The organism is Desulfogranum japonicum DSM 18378 (assembly GCF_000429945.1).
GTDB classification, from domain to species: Bacteria; Desulfobacterota; Desulfobulbia; order Desulfobulbales; family Desulfobulbaceae; genus Desulfogranum; species Desulfogranum japonicum.
The window spans coordinates 59,553-82,638 of record NZ_AUCV01000013.1 but is presented as its reverse complement, the minus strand read 5'-3'; the positions used below and the strand labels follow the sequence as shown (position 1 = coordinate 82,638).

The window sequence follows — 23,086 nt, the reverse complement described above, 5'->3', positions numbered from 1 at the left end:
CTTATGCAAGACATGGTGAACACAAAAGAATCTATGAATCACTCTATGCAAGTGTCCGTATGGCAGAGGGATATCGTTCTAGCAAGATCAGCACAAGTTCAAGACCGGGGCGATATTCCAGCGTCTTTTTTTGGATGAGGTGATAGAGCATGGACATTTGCTCTTCAAAAAGATCCCCTGAAACAGCGTTTCTCTGAATGGGAACGACTTTTTGCTGCCATTTATACGAAACCCGTGCAAAGGGGTCGTACAGTTTTGCCATCTGGATATCAATTTTTTTGATGTCGCAGTGGTCGGCAATTTTTCCTATGAGCTGCTCTGCCTGGTTAATTGAAAAGTATCTGCCATTGGAGTGTACTCGTATTGCATGGATAAAATACCAGAGTTTTTGTTGTTCATCAAGTTTGACAAAATAGTGAACCAATTCATGGTGCACTTTTTCTCGGTCGCATTCAAAAAGTTTGTCCTGTAAGGAGAGTACGCTCATTGTGTTGCCCTCTAATTTTTATTTGTATCACTTCATTAGTATATCGGTAAAAATAATTTACAGTGTTATTTGGTAACAGGTAAAAAATTCTTACTCGAATACTGTAAAAAAATATTCTTTATTGATATGCAATAGGCTATTTATATCCAGATACTACTTTTGTAGTATTTAATACGTTAAACCTATTCCCAGGTGGTTATAGGCATTTCCCATTGGATTAATAATCAATGTTTACAATCTCCAGTGTGTATATGGATTCCTGCTACGTATATGTGGCACCACTGTTGTGTGATATCCCCAAACGGATTCTGACTCACCGGAGAGAAATCGGATATTTGCGTATGGTGGTAAATCTCGCGATTGCAAATAACTTCCACAGGGTTAGTTGTAAGCCAATTATCTGGTTTTATTTGAAAATTCCAAGGCGCCCGTGTTCCCGTTTCTGTTTGATTGTTGCGTATATGTATGCATGCCAAGTACGAATTCTGTTTTACATCATTCAAATTCATGTCATTTGATAAAACATATAAAACTTTTTGATGAAAAAGGCAAACCTATAATAGGCTTAAAAAAAATACCACTGAGGGCGTGGTTTCAGTCAGTTAGGGGGCGGCAATGTGAATTCTATCCGCTGTAGATGGGTAACATGCTGCTGTGTTTGAGAATGCGGTTTGATCTGTGTGGTCCAGAAAAATATCTCGTAAAATGAGTTGGTTATCTGGAATGATGAAAGGCTGTGAGAAAGTGATTTGACGTTCAGAGGTGATTTGGCAAGAGAGAATGCTTCTCTTTTATACAATAATTACAAAAAGATAACTTTAGGAAGAGGTGATGGGCTACAGTAATATAAAAAATGAAAGAGGTATAATTATTCAATTATTTTGATAATGCGGCCCGTAAGGGTATCCCCATGATCTTCGGAGAAGCTATCGTCCGGATTCCGGATCAGGGAAGAAGGGGGACGCGGCTATCCGGCAAGCCCACCGTTTACATAAATATTCTGCCCTGTAATCCAGCGGGCATCCTCTCTAACCAGCAGTGCAACAGCATCGGCAATATCTTCCGGCGTTCCGATCCGGTTGCATGCTGACATGGCGGCCATGGCTGCGATCTGTTCGCTTGTCTTCCCATCGCGGAATAGTTCTGTATCAGTTGGTCCTGGCGATACGGAATTAACCGTTATACCTCTTGCGCCCAACTCTTTTGATAATACACGGGTGATTTGGTCAACTGCACCTTTTGTGGCTGCATAGAGTCCATAGCCAGGCATCATGATTTTGGTCACTGTAGTAGAAATGTTGATAATTCTTCCATTATCGGCCAATTTGTGGGCAGCTTGCTGACAGGCAAAAAATACGCTTGTCACATTATGGCTGAACAGGGTATTGAACTCATCCTCTGTGACCTGGGCAATGGGTTTGGTGATGAGTAGTCCTGCATTATTGACAAGAATATCAATTGCACCATAATGTGCCATTGTCTGTGCAAAAAGTTCTCGTATCTGTTCAGGTTTGCTCACGTCCGCCTGCAGGGCAATGGCTTCTCTGCCAATGCTCCTTATGTGCTCACATACCCGTTCGGCTGATGTCTTGTCGTTTTTGTAGTTGATTGAGAGATTTGCTCCCAAATCGGCAAGTTTGAAGGCAATTTGTCTGCCTATCCCCCTGGAACTTCCAGTAACAAGTGCAGTTTTACCGAGTAATTCAAGTGTCATCTCGTTTGCTCCTTCTAAGGCATGAGTCTGGTTATTGACCACGAGTTTTTATCTGTTTTTGAATATAAAAAACGGTCATGCAGGCGGCTTGTCCGTCCCTGCCAGAATTCAATTGTTTCAGGCTCAACCCTGTATCCTCCCCAGAAATCCGGTAAAGGTATTTCGCCTTTCTGGAACCGTTGCTTGGCCTTTTCAAGCTGCAGCATGAGGATATCACGGGATGAGAGGGGGGCACTCTGGTTGGAAATCCATGCTCCCAATTGACTTTCCCGTGGTCTTGTGGCAAAGTAACGTGCTGATTCAACAGTGGATATTCTGGCGGCAGTTCCCGTTATTGCAACCTGTCGTTCCAGTGGTATCCAGGGGAACAGGAGGCTGACCTGAGCATTGTGGCTGATATGTCTTGCTTTTCTGCTGTTGTAATTTGTGAAAAATACAAAGCCCCGGTGATCAAATATTTTCAGCAGTACTGTCCGGATGCTTGGCTTCCCCTCTGGTGATACTGTGGCCAGGCTCATGGCATTTGGTTCTCGAATATTTGCTTCACAGGCTTCCATAAACCAGGACTCAAATTGTTTGATGGGGTCTGGGTCAAGGAATTCCTTCCTTAAAATCGGACTCTTGTAGTCTTTTCGAAACGAGTGGATGTCCATAGTAATTGTTATGATGTGTATACGGCTGTTTGCCCGTTAAGTCATGTTGCCTCTTCTGTATTAGTTATATCACAAGGGACGTCCGGTCAATGAACATAAATCCCAACTATAAAAAATCAGGCCTGGTGTATGACAAACTGAAATTTTTGATTTTTTCAGTTGCACTTTCAATAGGCTGTACTAAAGAGCAGATGTGAATACAGGGGTGGCAGCGACACTCGTCGTACTGCAGTGTGCATGTTTTTACATATATGCGCCTGGGGACAGAACCTGGGATCGTTTGCGTTGCTATCCAATGTTTTTTCACTCCTCAAAATAATAGGCAGTTCCGTACACCTGAATTATCAGGCCAATAGAGAGCTTTGCCCGGAGATATAAAATGAAACGAGAAGGCCCTTCAGGAAAAGAAAACACGATGGTGAAATCAGGAGAGAGGCAAATTTTGCGTTTGCATCTGTTATATATTACGTCCATTGTGCTTATCCTTCTGGCTGTTGTGTTTAGTATGGCGATCAAGAATAAGAGTGAAAAACTTGTTGCAGCAAAAAAGGCTGAACATGTGGAACAGAAACAATTGGTCAATGCCATATTGCTGGAACTGCATCCTGAATCGATAGATGACAAAATCAATTTACCGGGAACCGTTGAAGCATGGACTTCATTGAACCTGCTTGCCAAAATCAGTGGTGCTGTCACCGAGGTTTTAGTGCAGGAAGGGGATAAAGTCCTGGCCGGGCAACCATTGGCCAGGATAGAAGCCGACGATTACCGCATTGCGAGAGATGCGGCGGATGCCGCATACAGGCTTGCACTGTCAGAGTATGAGCGAAGTCAGGCCATGATCAAAAAAAAGGTGATATCGCCGGCTAATCTTGAAACTGCAGAAACCAATCTGTTGACAGCAAAGGCAGAGCTGGCTCGAGCTAAATTGCAGCTTTCCCGTACAGAGATAACAGCCCCCATTGGTGGATTTGTTAATCGACTTGATGTCAAAATAGGTGTTTATCTCAGTGTGGGAGATCCCGTCGGCCAGATTCTGGATATCGACAGGGTTAAGGCTGTTGTCGGTATTCCCGAATCTGATGTGGATGCCGTGCGTCGTGTGGAGAGTGTCAATTTGACTATCGATGCCCTGCAATCAAGGCAAATTCAAGGTAAAACGCATTTTCTTTCCACCGCACCGGAAAGCAATGCCTTGCTTTATAGGCTGGAATTACAGATTGCAAATTCTGACAACCAGATTTTACCTGGCATGTTTATTCGTGCACATGTCGTCAAGCGTCATATAGAAGATGCCATTATGGTGCCTCTGTACTCCATAGTAACCCGTGGAGAAGATCAGTTTGTTTATGTGGAAAAGGATGGAATGGTACACCGGCGTCATGTTGAAGTCGGAGTCATTGATAAGTGGCAGGTTCAGATCGTCTCCGGACTGGAGGCCGGAGAAAAGGTGGTCATTGAGGGGCAGAGAGATGTCGAGGATGGCCAGAAGATACATGTCGTCAAGACTGTCACAGATCCTAGCCAGGGCGTATTATGATTGTTTCAGATACAGCTGTCACTAAAAGTATAACCGTACTTGTCCTGGCCATGTTGATTGTGGTTTTTGGTACATATTGCTATTCGGTTCTGCCAAGAGAGTCTGACCCGGATATAACCATACCCAATGTGTTTATTTCCACCAGTTATCGAGGCGTTTCTTCAACAGACATTGAAACCTCTGTGACCATTGAGATTGAAAAAAAGCTCAAAGGTCTGGATGGTGTAAAAACAATAAAATCATTAAGTACTGAAGGCAGTTCCAACATCAACGTAGAGTTTGTCACAGGAACAGATATCGACAAAGCGCTTCAGGATGTCAAGGATAAGGTGGATGAGGCCATGGGGGACCTCCCCACCGACCTGGATGAGGATCCATCTGTTTTTGAAGTCAACTTTTCAGAAATGCCCATTGTAGTTTTTTCTATCACCGGCACCTGCGGATTGCCATGTTTGAAAAAAATTGCCGACGACTTGGAAGATGACATTGAAGGAATACCAGGAGTACTGGAGGTTGACGTCACCGGAGGCCTAGAGAGAGAGATCCGAGTGGAGGTGTTTCCTGAAAAGCTGGGCTATTACGGGTTGAGTTTCGGCACTCTCCAACAGGTCGTTCAAAAGGAAAATCAGAATACCTCCGGCGGAGCTCTCCGTCTGGGGTCCGGACGCTTTCTCCTACGGGTACCTGGAGAATTTAAGACCCCTGAAGAAATATACTGGCTGGTGGTCGGCACCCACGATGGACATCCTGTGTACCTCAAAGATGTGGCTCAAGTGGTGGACAGCTTCAAGGAGGAAGACAGCCGTGCCAGGCTCGATGGGCGGAGTTCTGTAAACATAGCTGTTAAAAAGCGGTCAGGGGAAAATATTATAGCTATCAGTGATGCCGTTGACGAGATCATCGCCAAACGGCAGCAGACCTGGCCTTTGGGAACAGCCGTAACCAAAGTGATGGATAAGGCCAAGGATATCGATTTGATGGTCGCAGACCTGGAAAACAATATTCTTTCCGGCCTGGTGTTGGTAGTGGTGGTTATTTTCTTTGCCATGGGTATGCGGAATGCCCTGCTCGTCAGCGCAGCCATCCCCTTTTCTATGCTCCTGTCCTTTATTGTTCTCTATGTAATGGGAGTAACGCTGAACATGGTGGTACTGTTCAGCCTGACCCTTGCCTTGGGGATGTTGGTAGATAATGCCATTGTTATTATCGAAAATATTTATCGTTTTATGGAGCAGGGTGCTACGAGGGTAGAAGCAGCTATGAAGGCCACTTCAGAGGTGGCGTATCCTGTTATCGGCAGTACATTGACAACTCTGGCAGCATTTTCACCAATGCTCTTCTGGCCTGGAATTATGGGGGAGTTTATGAGTTATTTGCCTCTAACCCTCATCGTTACCCTGTCATCCAGTCTTTTTGTAGCTCTGGTTATTAATCCGGCCCTGGCTTCACTTTTTATCAAAGTGAAGGGCGTGGTTCCTGTAAAGACAAAAGGAGACAACTTTGAAGAACCTGTCTCCCTAGAGCATCCATTGTACAGGTTTTATGCTCAGCAACTTGGAGCAGCGCTGTCAAGTCCAATAGCCGTCATATTGATATCGTGCACAATTCTTGTAGTAATGATTCAGGGGTGGTTGCTTGTCATCGGTTTGGAAAAGCCTGTTGAGTTTTTCCCTGAAATTGATCCTAAAGGGATGTATGTAAATGTGGAGATGCCGGAAGGTGCCGATCTGGAATATATCGACCGGGTGCTCATGCGCACGGAAATGGCCATTGCCGGAGCTGGGTATGGTGGCAATATTTTTCATGAATTTACTGAGGCGGAATATCTGCAGGCAATGTCCTCAAAGGAATTCACCGATGCATCAGGTAATACCTATGTCAGTCCCAGTGATCTGGAAAATATAAAAAACATCTACATGAAAGGAGTTGTGTCCGCCGGGCCTGGCTCTGCTTTTGACTCTAATCTACCAAATCATATTGGTATTCGATTTCTGGACCTGAAAGATCGTAAGCGCTCCTCTCTTGAAACCCTGGACGATATTCGTGAACGAGTCGCGGGCATTCCGGGAGCTAAAATTACCATTGCCATGGAAGAAGAAGGTCCGCCCACCGGTGCTCCCATTAACATCGAAATTGCAGGTGATAATTTTCAGGTGCTTGGAGCTCTTGCCAAAAAAGTTAAAAATGTCCTTGCCGATATGCCCCATGTCAAAGACATTCGTGACGATTTCAGCGAAGGAATTCCTTCGGTGAAAATGGTGGTTGATCGCCAAAAGGCTGCTTTGTTTGGTTTAACCACTGATGATATCGGTTTTGCCCTGAAAACCGCATATAACGGCCTGGATGTGTCTTCATACAGAGAAGGCAGCGATGATTACGATATTACTGTTCAGCTTGGTGAATGGGATAGAAAGGTTGTTGATGTCTTGAAGGAAATGATCATTCCTACACCATCCGGTAAACTTGTCCCGCTCTCAACATTAGCGACTTTCAGTTTCACAGGTTCCATCGGTGATATTACCCGCATCAACAACGAGCGGGTCGTTACAGTAAAGGCAAATGTGGATGAAACGCAGATAACCGGTCCTGTAGCAAGGGAGAAAGCTGAGGAATTTTTGAATACCTTTACCTTGCCTTCAGGATATAGTATCAAATTTACAGGAGAATTTGAGTTCCAACAGGAGTCGGAAGCGTTTCTTTCCAAGGCTTTTATCATTGCCCTGTTATTGATTTTCCTTATCCTGGTTGCCATGTTTAATTCCGTGGGCCAGCCATTTATCATTATGAGTTCTGTCATCCTGTCGCTGGGTGGAGCTTTTCTCGGACTCATGCTCTTCAGGCAGCCTTTTGGAATTATCATGACAGGGGTCGGCGTCATATCGCTGGCTGGCGTAGTAGTTAATAATGCCATAGTTCTCATTGATTATACAAATAAACTGCTTGAGAGGGGATATGAACTTCGCGAGGCTGTTATAGCTGCTGGGGCGACACGCTTGCGTCCAGTTATTCTGACCGCAATAACAACGATCCTTGGATTGATTCCCATGGTTACAGGTATATCATTTGACTTCCATGAGATGGCTGTTTCCTGGGTGAGTGAATCAAGTCAGTGGTGGCGCTCCATGGCTGTAGTTGTCATCTTCGGTTTGATTGTGGCTACTTTTCTTACCCTGATAGTCGTTCCTACCCTTTACTATATGCAAAAACACTGCATTGAATGGTTTGTGCAATTCAGACAGAGGAAACTTGAATGAAAGGTGACTGCCAAAACAGTTACTTCACTCAAGTTGCTATCTTGTTGCAGATACGTGCTGTGAAAAAAGTATCCTCTTTCTGTGGGGATGTGAAGGGAGGCAGAAGCAGAAGCCGCTTAGCTCTTTTGGGCCTCTGGCTGGAGGTGTAATGCACAGGAAAATTTTTGTTACCGTCCTGTTTGCGGTATTTATTGCTTTACTTGGAGTGGGCATAGTTATCCCTGTGTTGCCGCTATTTGCCACACAACTTGGAGCCAGCGGTTTCGGGCTTGGTCTGATTGTAGCAGCATTTTCGGTGAGTAGAGGTTTACTGCAGCCCTTGGTTGGAGCTCTTTCTGACAGGCACGGGCGGAAAGAATTCCTTATTGCCGGTCTGATAATCTATGCAATTGTTGGCTTGCTCATACCTTTGGCTCCTGATGTGAGTTCTCTGGTTGTCATCAGGTTGCTGCATGGAGTCGGCTCGGCAATGATTGTTCCCATTGGAATGGCGTACATGAGTTATCTTGCTCCGACCGGCCATGAAGGGCGCTACATGAGTTACCTGAATATCTCTATCTTTTGCGGTATTGGGTGCGGGCCTATACTGGGGGGAGTATTTTTTGATACCTGGGGATATACTTCTGTTTTTTACAGTATGGCATCGCTGAGTTTTTGCGCATTTTTGCTGGTGTTGTGGTACATGCCTGCAAATGTGCCGACAGATAAGGTGCAGCGGCCCGGAATTTTCGAGAATATAGGTGCCATGTTAACTCGTAAAAGGACCCGTGGAATTCTTCTTGCCAGGTATGCTACAATGACAATGATGGTTCCAACCATGGCGTTTCTTCCCATACTCATGTCGCGGTGGGAGACGTCAACAGGTTTGCATGTTGGGTTGGTTATTGCTTGCCGGACACTAGTCAACGCTGTCCTGCAGATTCCGTTTGGTAAGTTGACAGACCGGTACAACAAGACCATACTTCTTTTCATCGGTAGCTTGTCCATGGCATTGTTGCTGGTTTGTATTCCCCATGGCACACAACTGAGCCATATGTTTGCCTTGTATATGTTATTGGGATGCGGGGAAGCAATTATCTGGCCGGTCCTTGGAGCCTACGCCACCGAAGAGGGACGCAAACATTATGGTCACGGAACAATGATGGGTGTGTTTAATCTCGCCATGAGCGCAGGCGTTTTTACAGGCGCAATGATTGCCGGTATTACCTCCGATGCAGTCGGTATGCAGTGGTCTTTCTATGCCATTGCAACCGGTGTGATGTCGATGACTTGGCTAGGAATCTATTATATCGTAAAAGGTGAAACTTCTCAGGCATCGGAAGGGAGGTAATTCTGCTCGCAGTAGCAGTTGTTTTTGCGAGTCTTGTTGATAGCGATTGACATCAGCATATGAGTTATTATATAGTGTCTGGCCTGACATTGATTCTCTATAGCGCGAAATTATCTCTGTCCATTGTATACCGAGGCAGGGAATTGAGTTCGAATATAGAGCAAAAGATGTCAATAGTGTAGTTGTAGGTGTAATCATGGCAAGGTAACTTGCCGAGATTTCAAAGTATTTGTTATAAAGTTGCGAAAGTGGCGGAACTGGTAGACGCACTAGACTTAGGATCTAGCGAGCTTTGCTTGTGGGGGTTCGACTCCCCCCTTTCGCACCAGGAAATGTATCCGCTTATCGTATGCAGCAGGCAAAGGGCGGGAAAAGGTTTTCAAGACACCTTTTTTTTCTGACACCATTCAGCAGACGGAACATATCCCTCTCGAGGCTGTCTTTGTCACGCGTACTGAAAAGCAGCGACCGGGAAATCCGGCCAAAATAGTATTCAAGCGCTCTAACCAACAACCCTGACCTATTCGTATCTCCAGGATCACAAAGGAACTTCAGTCAATGGATATCGTAGTTGAAAACGTCAGTGATCTGACAAGAAAAATTACTATTACCCTGCCTCAGGAAACTGTTCAGAAAAAACTTGATAAAGCGTATAATAAGCTGAACAAAGACGTAAAAATCAAAGGGTTTCGTCGAGGAAAGGTGCCTAAAACCGTACTTGAAAAAAATTATAAAGATCAGGTTCAGGCTGAAGTAGGCGAAAAACTCGTTCAGGAAAGCTATTTTGATGCCATTGAGAAGGAAGGTATTGAACCCGTTGTGCATCCTGAAATAGTAGAGCATAATTTTTCTGCTGAAGGTGCTTTCTCTTATGTTGCCATGGTCGATATTCGCCCTGAAATTAATTTGAAAGAGTACAAGGGACTCGAGATTGAAAAACCGGTAACCTCCGTTTCTGATGTAGAGGTTGAGCGGGAATTGTTTCAGTTGCAGAAAGCCCAGGCTCCTATTCAGACAGCTGAAGAAGGGCACGAAATCGCTCTGGATGATATCGCCGTGGTCGATTTTCAGGGATTTCACGAAGGCGAGGCTATGCCCCAGGTGCAGAACGAAAATTATTCTGTAGATGTGGGATCTAATAAGCTTGGCGAAGATTTTGAGAAAAAACTGCTTGGTCTGAAAAAAGACGATAAGACTCTTTATGAGGTTGATTTCCCTGCTGATTATCCTAACCCTTTGATTAGAGGTAAAAAAATTGAATTCAAGGTTGATGTCAAGGATGTCAAAGTCCGACTGAAACCTGAACTGGATGATGAATTTGCCAAGGATGTGGATGAAAAATTTGCAACCCTGGAGGATTTGAAAAACGATATCCGCTCTAAAATCCAGCAGGAGAAAGAAGCCACCCTGCAGGGGGATCTGGATGACCGGATCATGCTGAAGCTCATTGAACTCAATGATTTTGAGGTGCCAGAGCGTCTCGTGAAGTATGAAATTCAGGAAATGCTCAAGCAGGCCGAAGAAAATTTGAAGCGTAGTGGATTGACATTTGAGTCTGCAGGTATAAATCTTGAAGAACTGGCAATGAGTAATCGTGACGTTGCCGAAAAACGGGTTAAAGGCGATTTTCTGCTGAAAAAGATAGCGGAAGTGGAAGAAATCAAACTCGCCGATGAAGATATCGACCGTGGATATAAGCGAATTGCCGACGAATACCGGATGACCGTTGATCAGGTTAAAGGGTACTTTAAGCGCAGAGAAGAGATCCTTCCTTTTATGAACGAATTGTTGAATGAAAAAATTCTCCAGTTTCTCCGTGATGCTGCCAATATGATCGAAGTTGAAGAGGTCAAGGAAGAGCAGTCTGAAGAAACTGTAGAAAAGTAAATACCTGGAAGGGTTAAACCAGTTTATCAGAGCATGATGGAGAGAACCATATGAACCTGGTTCCAATGGTTGTTGAACAGAGTCCTCGCGGAGAAAGGGCTTTTGATATTTATTCCCGCCTCTTGAAGGAGCGTATCATTTTCCTGGGGACCCAGGTCAATGATGATATCGCCAGTCTGGTGATAGCCCAGCTCCTTTTTCTTGAGGCAGATGATCCTGATAAGGATATCACCTTTTATATCAATTCTCCTGGTGGTTCAGTGACTGCAGGTATGGCCATTTATGATACCATGCAGTATATCCGTAGTGATGTTGCTACCCTCTGTATGGGGCAGGCAGCATCCATGGGAGCTTTTCTTTTGGCAGCCGGTGCCAAAGGAAAACGGTTTGCTCTGCCCAATTCCCGTATCATGATCCACCAGCCCATGGGTGGATTTCAGGGGCAGGCAACTGATATCGAAATCCATGCAAAAGAGATCCTGCGGATGCGCAAAGATCTCAATACGATTCTTTCGCAACACACAGGAAAAAGCCTAAAGAAAATTGAGACTGATACAGAGCGTGATAACTTCATGAGTGCTGAAGAAGCTCAGAAGTATGGCTTGATTGATAAGGTATTGACCAGTCGGGAAGACCTCGACGGGGAGAAAGAATAGTGAGTGATGAGTTCCATGATGATCATGGCGTTTCCTGTACCTGTTCCTTCTGTGGAAAATCCCAGGAAGAGGTCGGAAAACTGATTGCCGGACCCAATGTATATATCTGCGATGAATGTATTGATCTTTGCAATGAGATAATTCTGGATTCAGCAAATAATTCGGAAAATACCATTGGCGGGGAAGAGGAGGTACTACTCAAACCAAAAGAGATTAAGCAACACCTGGATGACTATGTTATCGGTCAGAGTCTTGCAAAAAGGGTTTTATCGGTAGCTGTACATAATCATTACAAGCGAATAAACGGCAAGCCAAACGGACCTGAGGATGATGTGGAGTTGCAAAAGTCCAACATCATTCTTATCGGCCCCACTGGCAGCGGGAAAACGCTGGTAGCTCAGACCTTGGCAAGGATTCTTAAAGTGCCGTTTACCATTGCCGATGCCACCACATTGACAGAGGCTGGGTATGTTGGTGATGATGTCGAAAATATTCTGGTCAGTCTCCTGCAGGCTGCAGATTATGACATCGAACAGGCTGAACGGGGTATCATTTATATCGATGAAATTGATAAAATTGCCCGTAAGTCTGATTCTGCTTCTTTGACCAGGGATGTGTCGGGCGAAGGTGTTCAGCAGGCGTTGTTAAAGATTATTGAAGGAACAGTTGCCTCTGTACCCCCAAAAGGTGGACGAAAACATCCTCAGCAGGAGTTGGTGCGTATTGATACCACTAATATTCTTTTTATTGTTGGCGGAGCATTTGTTGGCCTTGAATCTGTCATTAAACGTCGTACTGGCACGAAGGCTATAGGCTTTGGGGCCAAAGTGATAAGTGACAGCAATAAATCCATTGGTGAAACACTGGCAAGTATACAGCCTGAAGATTTGTTGAAATTTGGTCTTATACCCGAGTTGGTTGGGCGTTTACCTGTCATAGCCACCATGGAAGAATTGATGGAGGAGGATCTTATCAGAATCCTCAAAGAACCGAAAAATGCTCTAACAAAGCAGTATCAAAAGCTTTTTGAGTATGAAGGGATCACTCTCAGATTCACGGAAGGGGCATTGAATGCTATTGCCAAGAAAGCCCTTGAACGGAAATCAGGAGCACGTGGCCTGCGGTCCGTCATGGAAGAAGCTATGCTGGAAGTTATGTATGAACTGCCTTCCGATGAAAACGCTTCAGAATGTGTTATCAATGAACAGGTTATAACATCTGGGGAATATCCCGTTATCCTTTACGATAACACTGAAAACAAGAAGAGTGCCTGAGAAGTATATGGATCATACTATCGTTGAACAATACCCACTGATGCCTCTGCGTGATATCGTACTTTTTCCCGGCATGGTGGCTCCGCTTGTGGTGGGAAGAAAAAAGTCTATCATGGCGTTGGAAGACACCATGGAAAACAGGAGTCTTATTTTTCTGGTAACCCAGAAAGATGCAAAAGTTGACGACCCTTCCCAAGAGCATTTGTATACAGTAGGCACCTTGGCTTCTGTGATGCAGCTGTTACGATTACCTGATGGGACAATAAAAGCTCTGGTAGAAGGCAAAAGTCGAGCCAGAATGCATCAGATGCAATTGCAGGGAGAAGGTGAAGATCTATATTTTACTGCTGACCTCACTGTAATAGAGGAAGAACCTGCCGATACAAACGAAGTTCAGGCGTATATTCGAGAACTCAAAAAGGCTTTTGACACTTACGCCCAGGGGAATAAGAAACTTCCCAGGGAAGTTCTTAATTCCGTAACGTCCATAGATGATCCTTCTCGGTTGGTTGACCTCATCTCTTCCCATGTTTACCTGAAAACAGAAGAAAAACAGCAAATTCTGGAAAAAGTTTCCGTTCTTGAGCGAATCAGTCTTGTGCTTGAGATCCTGTATCGTGAAATGGAACTCTCTGCCATGGAAAAAGATATCCATGCCAAAGTTAAAAAGAAGATGAGTTCTACACAACGTAATTACTATCTCTCTGAAAAAGTTCGAGTGATTCAAGATGAGATGGGGCAGGGTGAAGGGGGAGATGATCTTTCCGAAATTGAGCAGGCTATTAATAAAAAGAGCCTGCCCAAATACGCACTGGAAAAGGTTACCAAAGAATTTAAAAAATTGCGGCAGATGCCACCTATGTCTGCGGAGACTACTGTTGTCCGCAATTACATTGATACCATCCTTGATCTGCCGTGGAAAAAGAAGTCTCGCTCTAAGATTGATATTGAGCGGGCGGAAGTCGTGTTGGATGAAGATCATTACGGCCTAGAGAAACCCAAAGAACGTATACTCGAGTATTTAGCCGTCCAGGCTCAGGTGAAAAAATTGCGGGGGCCTATTCTCTGCCTTGTCGGTCCTCCAGGCGTGGGTAAAACATCTGTCTGCAAATCCATTGCGCGTGCAATGAGCAGAAAATTTATTCGGCTGTCCCTTGGCGGGGTACGGGATGAAGCAGAAATCCGCGGACACAGAAGAACATATATTGGTGCCATGCCTGGGAAGATTATTCTCTCCATGCAGAAGGCAGGCGTTGTTAATCCGGTGTTTTGCTTGGATGAAGTGGACAAAATGAGTGTTGATTTCAGGGGGGATCCTTCTGCGGCTTTGCTTGAGGTTCTTGATCCAGAACAGAACTACGCTTTCAATGATCATTACCTTGATCTTGATTATGATCTTTCGGGTGTATTCTTCATAACCACAGCCAACAACTTACACGGTATTCCTTTGCCATTGCAGGACAGGATGGAGATCATCCAGCTCAATGGCTATACAGAGGAAGAGAAACTTCATATAGCCAAGGATTTCCTTCTTCCCAAACAACTCGAGGCAAACGGGTTTAAGGAAGATGAGATTCAACTTGATGATGAAGCTTTTCTGGAAGTCATTCGTCTGTACACCCGCGAGGCCGGTGTAAGGAATCTTGAACGGACCATGGCTGCTATTTGTCGTAAAATAGCCCGTGAAAGGCAAAAAAACAAAACCCCCGACAAGCGTTATTCACTGAAGAGTGAAGATGTCTCCACTTATCTTGGGGTAGCCAAGTACCGCTATGGCCTTGCTGAAAAAAACAATGAAATCGGCCTTGCAACCGGTATGGCCTGGACAGAGGTTGGTGGAGAACTGCTCCAGATAGAATCGACTATTATGCCCGGTGCAGGTAAATTAACCATCACCGGTAAACTTGGGGATGTCATGCAGGAATCAGCCCAGGCAGCTTTGACGTATGTGAGGTCAAGAGCCATGAGACTTGGCCTGGAGGCTGATTTTTACCAGAAGATAGATGTACATGTCCATGTACCCGAAGGTGCGATTCCAAAAGATGGACCTTCGGCCGGAATTACCATTGCAACATCTATTGTTTCAGCCATATTAAAGCTACCTGTGGACAGAAATCTCGCCATGACAGGAGAAATAACCCTGCGGGGTAGGGTTCTCCCAATAGGTGGATTAACTGAAAAATTGTTGGCTGCAAAACGCGGTAAAATTACCCGTGTTTTAATACCAAAAGAAAATGAACGTAATCTCAAAGATGTTCCAGAACCTATTCTGTCCAGCCTGGATGTACAATTGGTAGATGATGTTGATCAGGTCCTGGAGGAGGCGCTTATTCGCAAACAAGGGGAAGATCTGTTTAAAGATGTACCCGTTGATTCAATATTCAGCGATTTTACGTTATCAGCGCACAATACTCCTGCCCAGTAGATAATCACGGGAGACGTGCGCGGATATTTTTTTGTTAGGTAAGATTTATTTTGCTTGACGTACTCGACGGATCCTGATAAATAGTCCGTCACACTTTGGACGGGCGAATAGCTCAGCTGGGAGAGCATCGGCCTTACAAGCCGAGGGTCACAGGTTCGAGCCCTGTTTCGCCCACCAAGTTTACTGGGGTCGTAGTTCAGTTTGGTTAGAACGCCGGCCTGTCACGCCGGAGGTCGCGAGTTCGAGTCTCGTCGGCCCCGCCAGTAATGTTCACGGGTAGTTGGTTATTCCAACTACCCGTTTTCTTTTTTAAGGTGAGCATTTTCCCCTAACTTTACAATGCCATAACCTTTCTTCTCTTCTCCGTTTTTTTGCTTGCTTTGAAAGCAAGTGGTATAGGTCACTGCTGCCTGTCATTTGCTGTATAGCTACAGCCAGTATGTATTTTGCTAAAGAGGCAAGGTATAGATAGCTCTTTTCAGGCTGTTCATTGGTGGCGCTCTCAGACGTCCGTTCCAGCAATCCTTATCCGAATACCCTGTAAGCTTCAACATTGATCCTGTGAGGCAAAACAGGCCTTGGCTAACGGTTCTATGCCTGCGATATCAGAGCGAAGACCCTTGGGGGTGTTCTCTTGTCTGATCAAGTTATGCCAACCTGGATTTCTCACAAGTATATTTCATAGTAGATGCGAGGCTCCAGATATGCAACCGTAGTGAATTAGCTTAGTCTGCGCTTACCTAAACTTGAGCAAAAATGGTAACTGCTCACAGTGCACATGATTTTTCCTTAATCAGCCTGATTGCTGAAATCTCATGTACCCTGTAACCCGTTACACATACAGGGGCGTTTCAAGTTTATCCGTATCCTTTATGAGGAGTTACCAAAAATCTTCTTTTATGGATAAACACTAACTATGCTGAAATATGTTCTTTATGAGAATATATGAGAAACCTGCCTCTTTTTTATGAATATAAATGCTTTTTATTGCTTGACGGATAGCTAAGAGTCTGATAAATACACCGCCACACTTCGGACGGGCGAATAGCTCAGCTGGGAGAGCATCGGCCTTACAAGCCGAGGGTCACAGGTTCGAGCCCTGTTTCGCCCACCAAGTCTTACTGGGGTCGTAGTTCAGTTGGTTAGAATGCCGGCCTGTCACGCCGGAGGTCGCGAGTTCGAGTCTCGTCGGCCCCGCCAGTAACGTTCACGGGTAGTTGGTTAAATCCAACTACCCGTTTTTTTTTTGCTTCATTCTGTACAAGTTGTATAGTTCATCAGGCCTTGGCCATTCATAACCTGTCTACAAGATATATTTTCTCGATCGCTTACAAAATGAAGGAGCCTTACATTGCGACTGACATGTGGTACATGTGGAAAACTATACGCTGTCCTGAACACACATTTTCAAAACAAGGCACTCACCTTTCGATGCTCCAACTGCGGTAATACCTTCACCTTTACTCAGGATAAGTTCAAATCCTCGTCAAAGAACTCAACGGTGCTCTGTAAAAGCTGCGGTAGGTTTATTGAGGAGAATCATGACCAATGTGAGCACTGTGGACAGGCTATGGGTGTAGATACCAAAAGGCTGCCCATTGACAATAGAGAGTATGAGCTGCTTGAGGTCAGGGAAAATGGCAAACTTTACAATAAAGAAACCGGAAAGCTACTAACCAGAAACAAAGTGAAGGTTGCTATTCTGCTGGTGCTGTGTTGCTTGGTGGCATTCGGTATATATTTTTATTTCAATTCCACCAAGGGGAAAGAGCAAGTACAGAGCGTACTCCATAAGACACTGCATACAAAGAAAGCTTATGTCATTATTTTACGTAATGGTGATGCATTTGTCGCCGCCCATTATGAAGAAAAAGGCAGCTCACTGTTTTTCGTCGATAAAGATAATCAAATGCATGAAGTTCCCCAGACTGACATTATGCAGATTCGGGAAGCAGTGATGGAGGATTGAGGATTTTATATTGTTTGATCTCCGGCTTTGTGTTTTCGAAACAGATGTCAATATTTGGCAGGAGTTCGCACAAACGCCACCGCAAGTGGGATAAGGGTAAGTGCAAATAATAAGGCAAGCAGCAAAAATATGTTCGCCAAACCTATACGATCAGCCCCTATACCGACCAATGGCCCGGTGAGAACAAAACACAGGCGGAAACATAAACTGTGTAACGATAATAAACTGGCTCGATTGGATCGTTTTCCTGCGTTTTGCAGCCTGTTTCTCATATAGGGGCCTTGAATTCCCCGCATAAGGGTAAGCACGTAATACCACAGGAAACACCAGGAACCGTCGATGAGTGCCAGCCCCAAATACCCCACCACGACCATAAGAATAAAGAGCATGCAACTTCCCGCTGTGCCGAAAGAAACAGTGAGACGTTGACTGAGCATAGATCCCAGCGCCACTGTGAGGTTAGCCCCGGCCCATACCGGGCCGAACCATTCCACAGGCACTTCATTGGTCTGCATATATGGTTGAATAAGCCAGACCGTATAGAAGGAAGCCAAGCCTAATACTGTACCCAGTAATATTGTTGAGCGGATGACTTTGTTCTGCTTGAAAGCCAAATGACAGGTATCCAAGGCCTCCCGTAGATGGGAATGGCTGACAATGCCGGTTTCTCCAGGTGGTTCAAAAAAGCTGAGACAAATGAAGAGACAGGCAATCCAGACGATTATTTGTGCCAAAAAGGGAAATAATGGCCATGCCGCATACATAACGCCGGCAATAAGCGCACCCATTGCTTCACCTGTCTGGGCACAGGAGGCCATTCTGCCGTCATAGGTGGCATATCGTTCTTCACAGCCTTCATAACGAAGCGTTTCAAAGAGCAAGGCGTTGTCTGAGCCGCTTATGAAGGCCCAGGAGGCTCCAAGAATAGCTTCTGCAAACAGTACCCCGCAAAAAGAATCTGCAAGAGTATAGAGACTCCATCCCAGTATTGCGAGGGCAGATGCCAATATAAGGGCTGTACGATACCCAAGCCTGTCGCTTAGGTAGCCGGAAGGATATTCTAAGACTACACAGGTAATTGAAAATAATGCCTGTAATAAAAGAATTTCACTGAGGGTGAGCCCTATTTGATCCTTCCAGAACAGCGTAATGATGGCCATGGGGAACAGCGTCATTTTCAGCGCTGAAAAGATATAAAGTCTGGTAATATTAGGATGTGTCACAGGCCGTGCTTTTATGGGGAAAACGGTGTAGTGTTAGAGACGGTTAGAATGTTTTTTCAATCAAACAAAACAGTTGACCTGAATAAGATTTTTCGGAGATACTGATGCCGTTTACTCTGAAAAAACTCGAAAATTTTGCTGAGTTGCAAATCTCTATTTACAGGGTTTGTCTGTTGAAAACAACGATGGATTTTCTTTCTCCCTGCTCAAAGAGCTGGTAGGCTTAACATTTATTTTAGAACAAGGAAACATTATGAACGTATATTGTCGGTATTTTTTGATTGTCGCAACCGCTATTCTTATTTGTGCAGGTACTCAATCATGTTCAGATAATTCCCAGGAAAAGCAAGAAAAAAGCATTACAGAACAACAAGAGCAATTGGGACATGAGGCTGCTGAGAGTATTAAACAGCCTATCGAACAGGCAAATGCGGTCCGTGAAAAGGTTGAGACTAAGGGGAAGGCAGCTTTGGAAGGTTGTTAATCTGTACACAGATACTGTACCTGTTGAAGCTGGCATCTATTCGTCTTAAACATTTGCCACAAGAAACAGGTTCGTCTTGCGTTACTTCCAGATTCTCACGGATGGTTATTGCGGGGCTTATGCAAACCGCCTGGAGTTTGCCCGAAAAAACTGCAGGCGGTGTCTGCTCTAAGAGGGAATTTCTGAACTGAAGCGGCGTTGATAGCGTGAAAAGCAAAGGGGGAAGTATGGGGCAGTTTATTTACGTGTTTGGGGAACATCAGTCTGCTTTTTTTGAACTGAGTGACCAGGTCATGCAGTTTACACAGGAAAATATGGCGCAGATCGACACCGAAGAACTGCGCCTGGTGCTCGGCAATGTTTTTGGGAAAGGGGAATTTTTTCCAGGGCCACAAGAAGTTGTGACCTCTGTGCTCCATGAGTTGGTTCGTCGCTGGGAGCCTTATACAAAAGCATTTGAAGGTGGCAAGAAGCACAGTGCATGCGTATATGTTACAGCTCTTCGCTTATTGGATGGTACTGTCATGGTTCGTCCTCTGACCGTTGCTCGCCTCAAAGATGAAGGTGTGCAGCTTGACGATGAAAAAGGTTTTTACACTCTTCTCATGGAGACGCTACCTTCCTGTCAGGGTGAGTTGGCAAAAACCGCCTACGCACCTGACTCAAAAGTGGTGGGCCTGATCAAGGATGCTGCTGCATACCACCGGAGAAAATAGTGTGTGATCATTATAGGGGGGGCTCCCACGAATTTTGTCACTTGGCGAATGGTTGCAAACGGATCGGCCTCTTTACTTTCTGACAAAATCGCGAAGTTTAGGCGGAGTAACGCAAAATCCACTCATGCAATCGCCAATGGAATTGATTTCAGCATCTTCAAGATCGATGAGAGCTGCAATAACATCTCCAATAGTGCTGCCTGCGAATTCATTATCCGCTGTATACCAGCCAGAGCTTTCTTTATATTTGAAATGCTCTTGAACATGTTTCTCCTGAGCTTCACGTGAAAGGGAAATAAATTTGCCATCGAGCATAATTGTCACCATGCATGCAATCATGCCTATCCTTTGGACTGATACCCCAATAGCATCAACGTTAACATGCGCAAGTAGGTTTTGCGCAGGACAGGTATGATTGCATATTGTTGAAGATAAACACTATTGAAACTGCTTAAAGATAAGGGTCGCGGAAAATAATACATATCAATACATTGCGTAGGATATCGGTCTTTGGTAACGCGCGTCGCGCCAATGGTTCCATACTGGCCGTATTGAGCCATTGACGCGACGACGATACCGAGCTGAAAGACAAGCAAGATTGGATAATTTATTTTTTACCGTGACCCTAAGAGGATATAGAAACGTTGTCCCCACATAAGCAGTCATAACGAATACACGTGTACGGGGAGTAGCTGTCCCCCAACGTTCCTACCAGTACGAATTGTCTAATTTTCCCAGAAATATTTTGGTTGCTATGAGAATAGTTCTGGAAGTGTCACCCGCCTGGATACGCAATACCCCTTCACGAATGATAAGTTTTTTCATGAGCTCAACACCGGTGGATTCGTTATAGTAAATATCTGAATCGAGGATGTTTTTTAAACTGTCTTGATCCAAACCATCAATCAGTAAAGCTATTCCCAGTGCCAGGAAAGGATCCTGTATTTTCATCAGTTCGCCTTCCAGGGCGAGAAGGCCGCGTTTAAATGCAATATTGCCTAATTCTGTGAGTTGCTTCACTATTGGAACGAGGGTTTCCTGTTCTTCCTTGTTGCAGGATGCTTTGGATGCTAGGGTTAAGTCTCTGATCATATTGTTTGCCACACCGAAGCTGGATAATAAAAAGTTTGATTAATGAGGAAAGTTTCTGGCCAATTATACATGATGGACAGGGAGTAACTCGCTTGGGAAATGCTCATAAGCGATACGGATTACAGTATTATAGCAGGCTGTTTTTTTTAAGACTACCCTTCAGAAGGAAGAAAACGGAAATTACTACCTCGATACACCCGTTATAACCGGGAGCATCGAGGTATGATTCGGCCATACAAGTGATGGATTATGGCTCTATGGTGCTTCCCAGGACCTGGAGAAATTTTTTCATCCATTCGGGATGGGCTGGCCATGCCGGGGCCGTGACCAATTTTCCATCGACATGGGCATTGGTAAACGTGTCGTTAACATCGCACCAGGTAGCACCTGCACGTTCCAGATCTGGCCGAACAGCTGGATAAGCTGTACATGTTTTCCCCTCTACGACGCCTGCTGTAACGAGAACCTGCTGCCCATGACAGACAGAGGCAATTGGTTTGTCGTGTTCGGCAAAATGCCGCACAATATCCAGAACCCGTTCGTTGAGTCTGATATATTCAGGTGCACGACCACCGGGGATCACAAGTGCGTCGTAATCCTCGACTTGTACTTCTGCAAATGTGGCATTGAGAAGGAAATTGTGACCAGGTTTTTCTGTATACGTCTGGTCACCCTCGAAATCATGAATAGCGGTTCGTATGGTTTCACCAGCCTTTTTGTCAGGGCATACAGCGTGGACATTGTGTCCCACCATCAGCAGCATCTGAAAAGGGACCATAACTTCATAATCTTCTACAAAATCACCAACAAGCATAAGAATATTTTTTACAGCCATGGGGTTTTCTCCTTTTGCATATGGATCAAAATGGAAATGGAATCATACCTTATATATTTAGGTGGTTATACTATGATCAGGAAATCAGTTGATAACAAGGGGTATATTTGGTGGTAGGAAGTTTCATCCTGTTGTCTTTGATAAACGAAGTAAGCAGTTTGTCCATAGGGTCCATAACTTCTTTGTCCCCATGCAGTTCAAAAAGGCCGTTTTCTTCAATGGCTCGAATTCCAGCTTCTTTCACATTGCCTGAGACTATGCCTGAAAAAGCCCTTCTCATATCTGAAGCCAATTGATGTTTTTCTTGATTCAGATGCAAGTTTAATGCACTCATATTCTCGTGGGTAGGAATAAATGGTTGCTGAAAATCGTAATCCACATGCAAAAGCCAGTTATAGTAATATGCATCATCATAGAGTTTGCGAAACTGGCGGACCTGCTCGATACTTTTTTTAGCCCGCAGTGCAACTTCAATGGGATCGTCAATGATAATACTGTACAACTCCTGCGCTTCAGAACCCAGAGTGGCCTGAATAAAAGCATCAATTTGCCTGAAATATTCAGCAGATGCCGCTGGTCCTGTCAAGGTGAGAGGAAAAGGAATGTGTCGGTTTTGAGGTGCCAGAAGTATGCCCAGCAGATAGAGTAACTCTTCAGTTGTGCCCACTCCTCCGGGAAATATGATAAAAGAGTGTCCTGTACGCACAAAGGCTTCCAGGCGTTTTTCAATATCAGGCATAATTACAAGATCATTGACAATGGGATTAGGAGATTCGGCAGCAATGATGCCAGGTTCAGTAATGCCTAAATAATGGCCCTGATAGTTACGCTGCTTGGCATGACCAATAGCTGCTCCTTTCATTGGCCCTTTCATTGCTCCCGGCCCGCACCCTGTGCAGATATCCATCCCACGTAAACCTAATTGATAGCCGACTTCTTTTGTGTAGTCATATTCTTCTTGAGAAATTGAATGTCCCCCCCAGCAGACCACCATATTTGGGTCTCTATTTGGCTTCAGAACTCGAGCATTGCGCAGGATATGGAAAACCGCATTGGTAATACCTGTGGAGGAGGTCAGGTCAAATTTAGGATTGTTGTTAATGGCATCGTCTACGTAGATGATATCTCTGAGAACAGCAAAGAGATGTTCTCTGATCCCTTTGATCATTATGCCGTCAACAAAAGCTTCTGCCGGAGCATTGAAGAGATCCAGTTTTATGCCACGTTCTTCCCGGATGATTTCAATAGAAAACTCCGTGTATCTTTCAAGGAGTTCTTTTCCATTATCCAGGTAATCTCCATAGTTTAGAACTGCAAGTGAACAACTTCGAAACAAAGGATAAAGGGGGCCTTTACTTGTATTGAGAAGTTTTTCGATTTCCAGTCGGGAAAGAATATCAAGGTCGCCATTGGGCGAAATTTGAGATGTTATGACAGGGTATTGCATGAGATTAATACTTAACCGTAGGGAAGAGTGATTCTGAAAAAAAAATTAAACACAATAAGTTGTGCATGAAAGAGTAATTAATGTAGCACAAATGCGAGGT

General features: G+C 44.6%; 18 protein-coding genes and 5 tRNA genes. 15 read left to right on the top strand and 8 right to left on the bottom strand.

What is annotated here, in order from left to right; translation table 11 throughout:
- Positions 1–43: 43 nt before the first annotated feature.
- The 3 genes from G493_RS0107920 to pdxH all read right to left on the bottom strand — a co-directional run bounded on the left by G493_RS0107920 (position 44) and on the right by pdxH (position 2,854).
- Positions 44–487, bottom strand: a complete 444-nt coding sequence (locus G493_RS0107920; protein WP_028579943.1) for a hypothetical protein — start codon at positions 485–487, stop codon at positions 44–46.
- A gap of 967 nt (positions 488–1,454) precedes the next feature.
- On the bottom strand, positions 1,455–2,201 hold the full coding sequence (locus G493_RS0107915; protein ID WP_028579942.1) for an SDR family oxidoreductase: 747 nt from the start codon (positions 2,199–2,201) through the stop codon (positions 1,455–1,457).
- Positions 2,202–2,215: 14 nt separating this feature from the next.
- Complete coding sequence (gene pdxH, locus G493_RS0107910; protein WP_028579941.1) at positions 2,216–2,854, bottom strand: pyridoxamine 5'-phosphate oxidase; 639 nt, start codon at positions 2,852–2,854, stop codon at positions 2,216–2,218.
- A 379-nt stretch (positions 2,855–3,233) separates the two neighbouring features.
- Here pdxH and G493_RS0107900 point away from each other — a divergent pair, with 379 nt between their 5' ends.
- The 13 genes from G493_RS0107900 to G493_RS0107835 all read left to right on the top strand — a co-directional run bounded on the left by G493_RS0107900 (position 3,234) and on the right by G493_RS0107835 (position 17,189).
- Positions 3,234–4,394 (top strand): efflux RND transporter periplasmic adaptor subunit, encoded by a 1,161-nt coding sequence (locus G493_RS0107900; RefSeq protein ID WP_028579940.1) that lies wholly within the window; start codon positions 3,234–3,236, stop codon positions 4,392–4,394.
- Positions 4,391–7,648 (top strand): efflux RND transporter permease subunit, encoded by a 3,258-nt coding sequence (locus G493_RS0107895; RefSeq protein WP_028579939.1) that lies wholly within the window; start codon positions 4,391–4,393, stop codon positions 7,646–7,648. The genes G493_RS0107900 and G493_RS0107895 overlap by 4 nt, the downstream gene beginning before the upstream one ends.
- Positions 7,649–7,796: 148 nt before the next feature.
- Complete coding sequence (locus tag G493_RS0107885) at positions 7,797–8,978, top strand: MFS transporter (protein WP_028579938.1); 1,182 nt, start codon at positions 7,797–7,799, stop codon at positions 8,976–8,978.
- A gap of 242 nt (positions 8,979–9,220) precedes the next feature.
- Positions 9,221–9,306, top strand: a tRNA-Leu gene (locus G493_RS0107880).
- 230 nt (positions 9,307–9,536) lie between these two features.
- Positions 9,537–10,865, top strand: a complete 1,329-nt coding sequence (gene tig, locus G493_RS0107875) for a trigger factor (RefSeq protein WP_028579937.1) — start codon at positions 9,537–9,539, stop codon at positions 10,863–10,865.
- A 50-nt stretch (positions 10,866–10,915) separates the two neighbouring features.
- Complete coding sequence (gene clpP, locus G493_RS0107870) at positions 10,916–11,521, top strand: ATP-dependent Clp endopeptidase proteolytic subunit ClpP (protein ID WP_028579936.1); 606 nt, start codon at positions 10,916–10,918, stop codon at positions 11,519–11,521.
- Positions 11,521–12,795, top strand: coding sequence for an ATP-dependent Clp protease ATP-binding subunit ClpX (gene clpX, locus G493_RS0107865; protein WP_028579935.1), 1,275 nt, complete (start codon positions 11,521–11,523; stop codon positions 12,793–12,795). Before clpP ends, clpX begins: the two co-directional genes overlap by 1 nt.
- 7 nt (positions 12,796–12,802) lie before the next feature.
- Positions 12,803–15,220, top strand: coding sequence for an endopeptidase La (gene lon, locus G493_RS0107860; RefSeq protein WP_028579934.1), 2,418 nt, complete (start codon positions 12,803–12,805; stop codon positions 15,218–15,220).
- Positions 15,221–15,321: 101 nt separating this feature from the next.
- Positions 15,322–15,397 (top strand) — tRNA-Val (locus G493_RS0107855).
- 8 nt (positions 15,398–15,405) lie between these two features.
- Positions 15,406–15,483, top strand: a tRNA-Asp gene (locus G493_RS0107850).
- 775 nt (positions 15,484–16,258) lie between these two features.
- A tRNA-Val gene (locus G493_RS0107845) sits at positions 16,259–16,334 on the top strand.
- Between the two features lie 9 nt (positions 16,335–16,343).
- Positions 16,344–16,420: transfer RNA gene (locus G493_RS0107840), tRNA-Asp, on the top strand.
- 370 nt (positions 16,421–16,790) lie between these two features.
- Positions 16,791–17,189, top strand: a complete 399-nt coding sequence (locus G493_RS0107835) for a hypothetical protein (RefSeq protein ID WP_028579933.1) — start codon at positions 16,791–16,793, stop codon at positions 17,187–17,189.
- A gap of 47 nt (positions 17,190–17,236) precedes the next feature.
- Here the strand turns inward: G493_RS0107835 and G493_RS0107830 are convergent, their stop codons facing one another.
- Positions 17,237–18,412 (bottom strand): MFS transporter, encoded by a 1,176-nt coding sequence (locus G493_RS0107830; protein ID WP_035273953.1) that lies wholly within the window; start codon positions 18,410–18,412, stop codon positions 17,237–17,239.
- A gap of 166 nt (positions 18,413–18,578) precedes the next feature.
- Between G493_RS0107830 and G493_RS0107825 the strand changes: the two genes are divergently transcribed.
- Positions 18,579–18,896 (top strand): hypothetical protein, encoded by a 318-nt coding sequence (locus G493_RS0107825; protein WP_028579931.1) that lies wholly within the window; start codon positions 18,579–18,581, stop codon positions 18,894–18,896.
- Positions 18,897–19,123: 227 nt separating this feature from the next.
- Complete coding sequence (locus tag G493_RS0107820; RefSeq protein WP_028579930.1) at positions 19,124–19,612, top strand: hypothetical protein; 489 nt, start codon at positions 19,124–19,126, stop codon at positions 19,610–19,612.
- A gap of 72 nt (positions 19,613–19,684) precedes the next feature.
- Here G493_RS0107820 and G493_RS0107815 read toward each other — a convergent pair whose 3' ends face one another.
- The 4 genes from G493_RS0107815 to ppnN all read right to left on the bottom strand — a co-directional run bounded on the left by G493_RS0107815 (position 19,685) and on the right by ppnN (position 22,986).
- Entirely contained in the window at positions 19,685–19,951 is a 267-nt protein-coding gene (locus tag G493_RS0107815; RefSeq protein WP_028579929.1) for a hypothetical protein, read from the bottom strand.
- A 369-nt stretch (positions 19,952–20,320) separates the two neighbouring features.
- A complete protein-coding gene (locus G493_RS0107810) occupies positions 20,321–20,704 on the bottom strand; it encodes a MotA/TolQ/ExbB proton channel family protein (RefSeq protein WP_028579928.1) in 384 nt (127 codons plus the stop codon).
- A 247-nt stretch (positions 20,705–20,951) separates the two neighbouring features.
- Entirely contained in the window at positions 20,952–21,539 is a 588-nt protein-coding gene (locus G493_RS0107805) for a DJ-1/PfpI family protein (protein WP_028579927.1), read from the bottom strand.
- Positions 21,540–21,615: 76 nt separating this feature from the next.
- Positions 21,616–22,986 carry a nucleotide 5'-monophosphate nucleosidase PpnN gene (gene ppnN / locus G493_RS0107800; RefSeq protein WP_028579926.1) on the bottom strand — a complete coding sequence of 457 codons (1,371 nt, stop codon included), beginning with the start codon at positions 22,984–22,986 and terminating at the stop codon, positions 21,616–21,618.
- Positions 22,987–23,086: the final 100 nt, after the last annotated feature.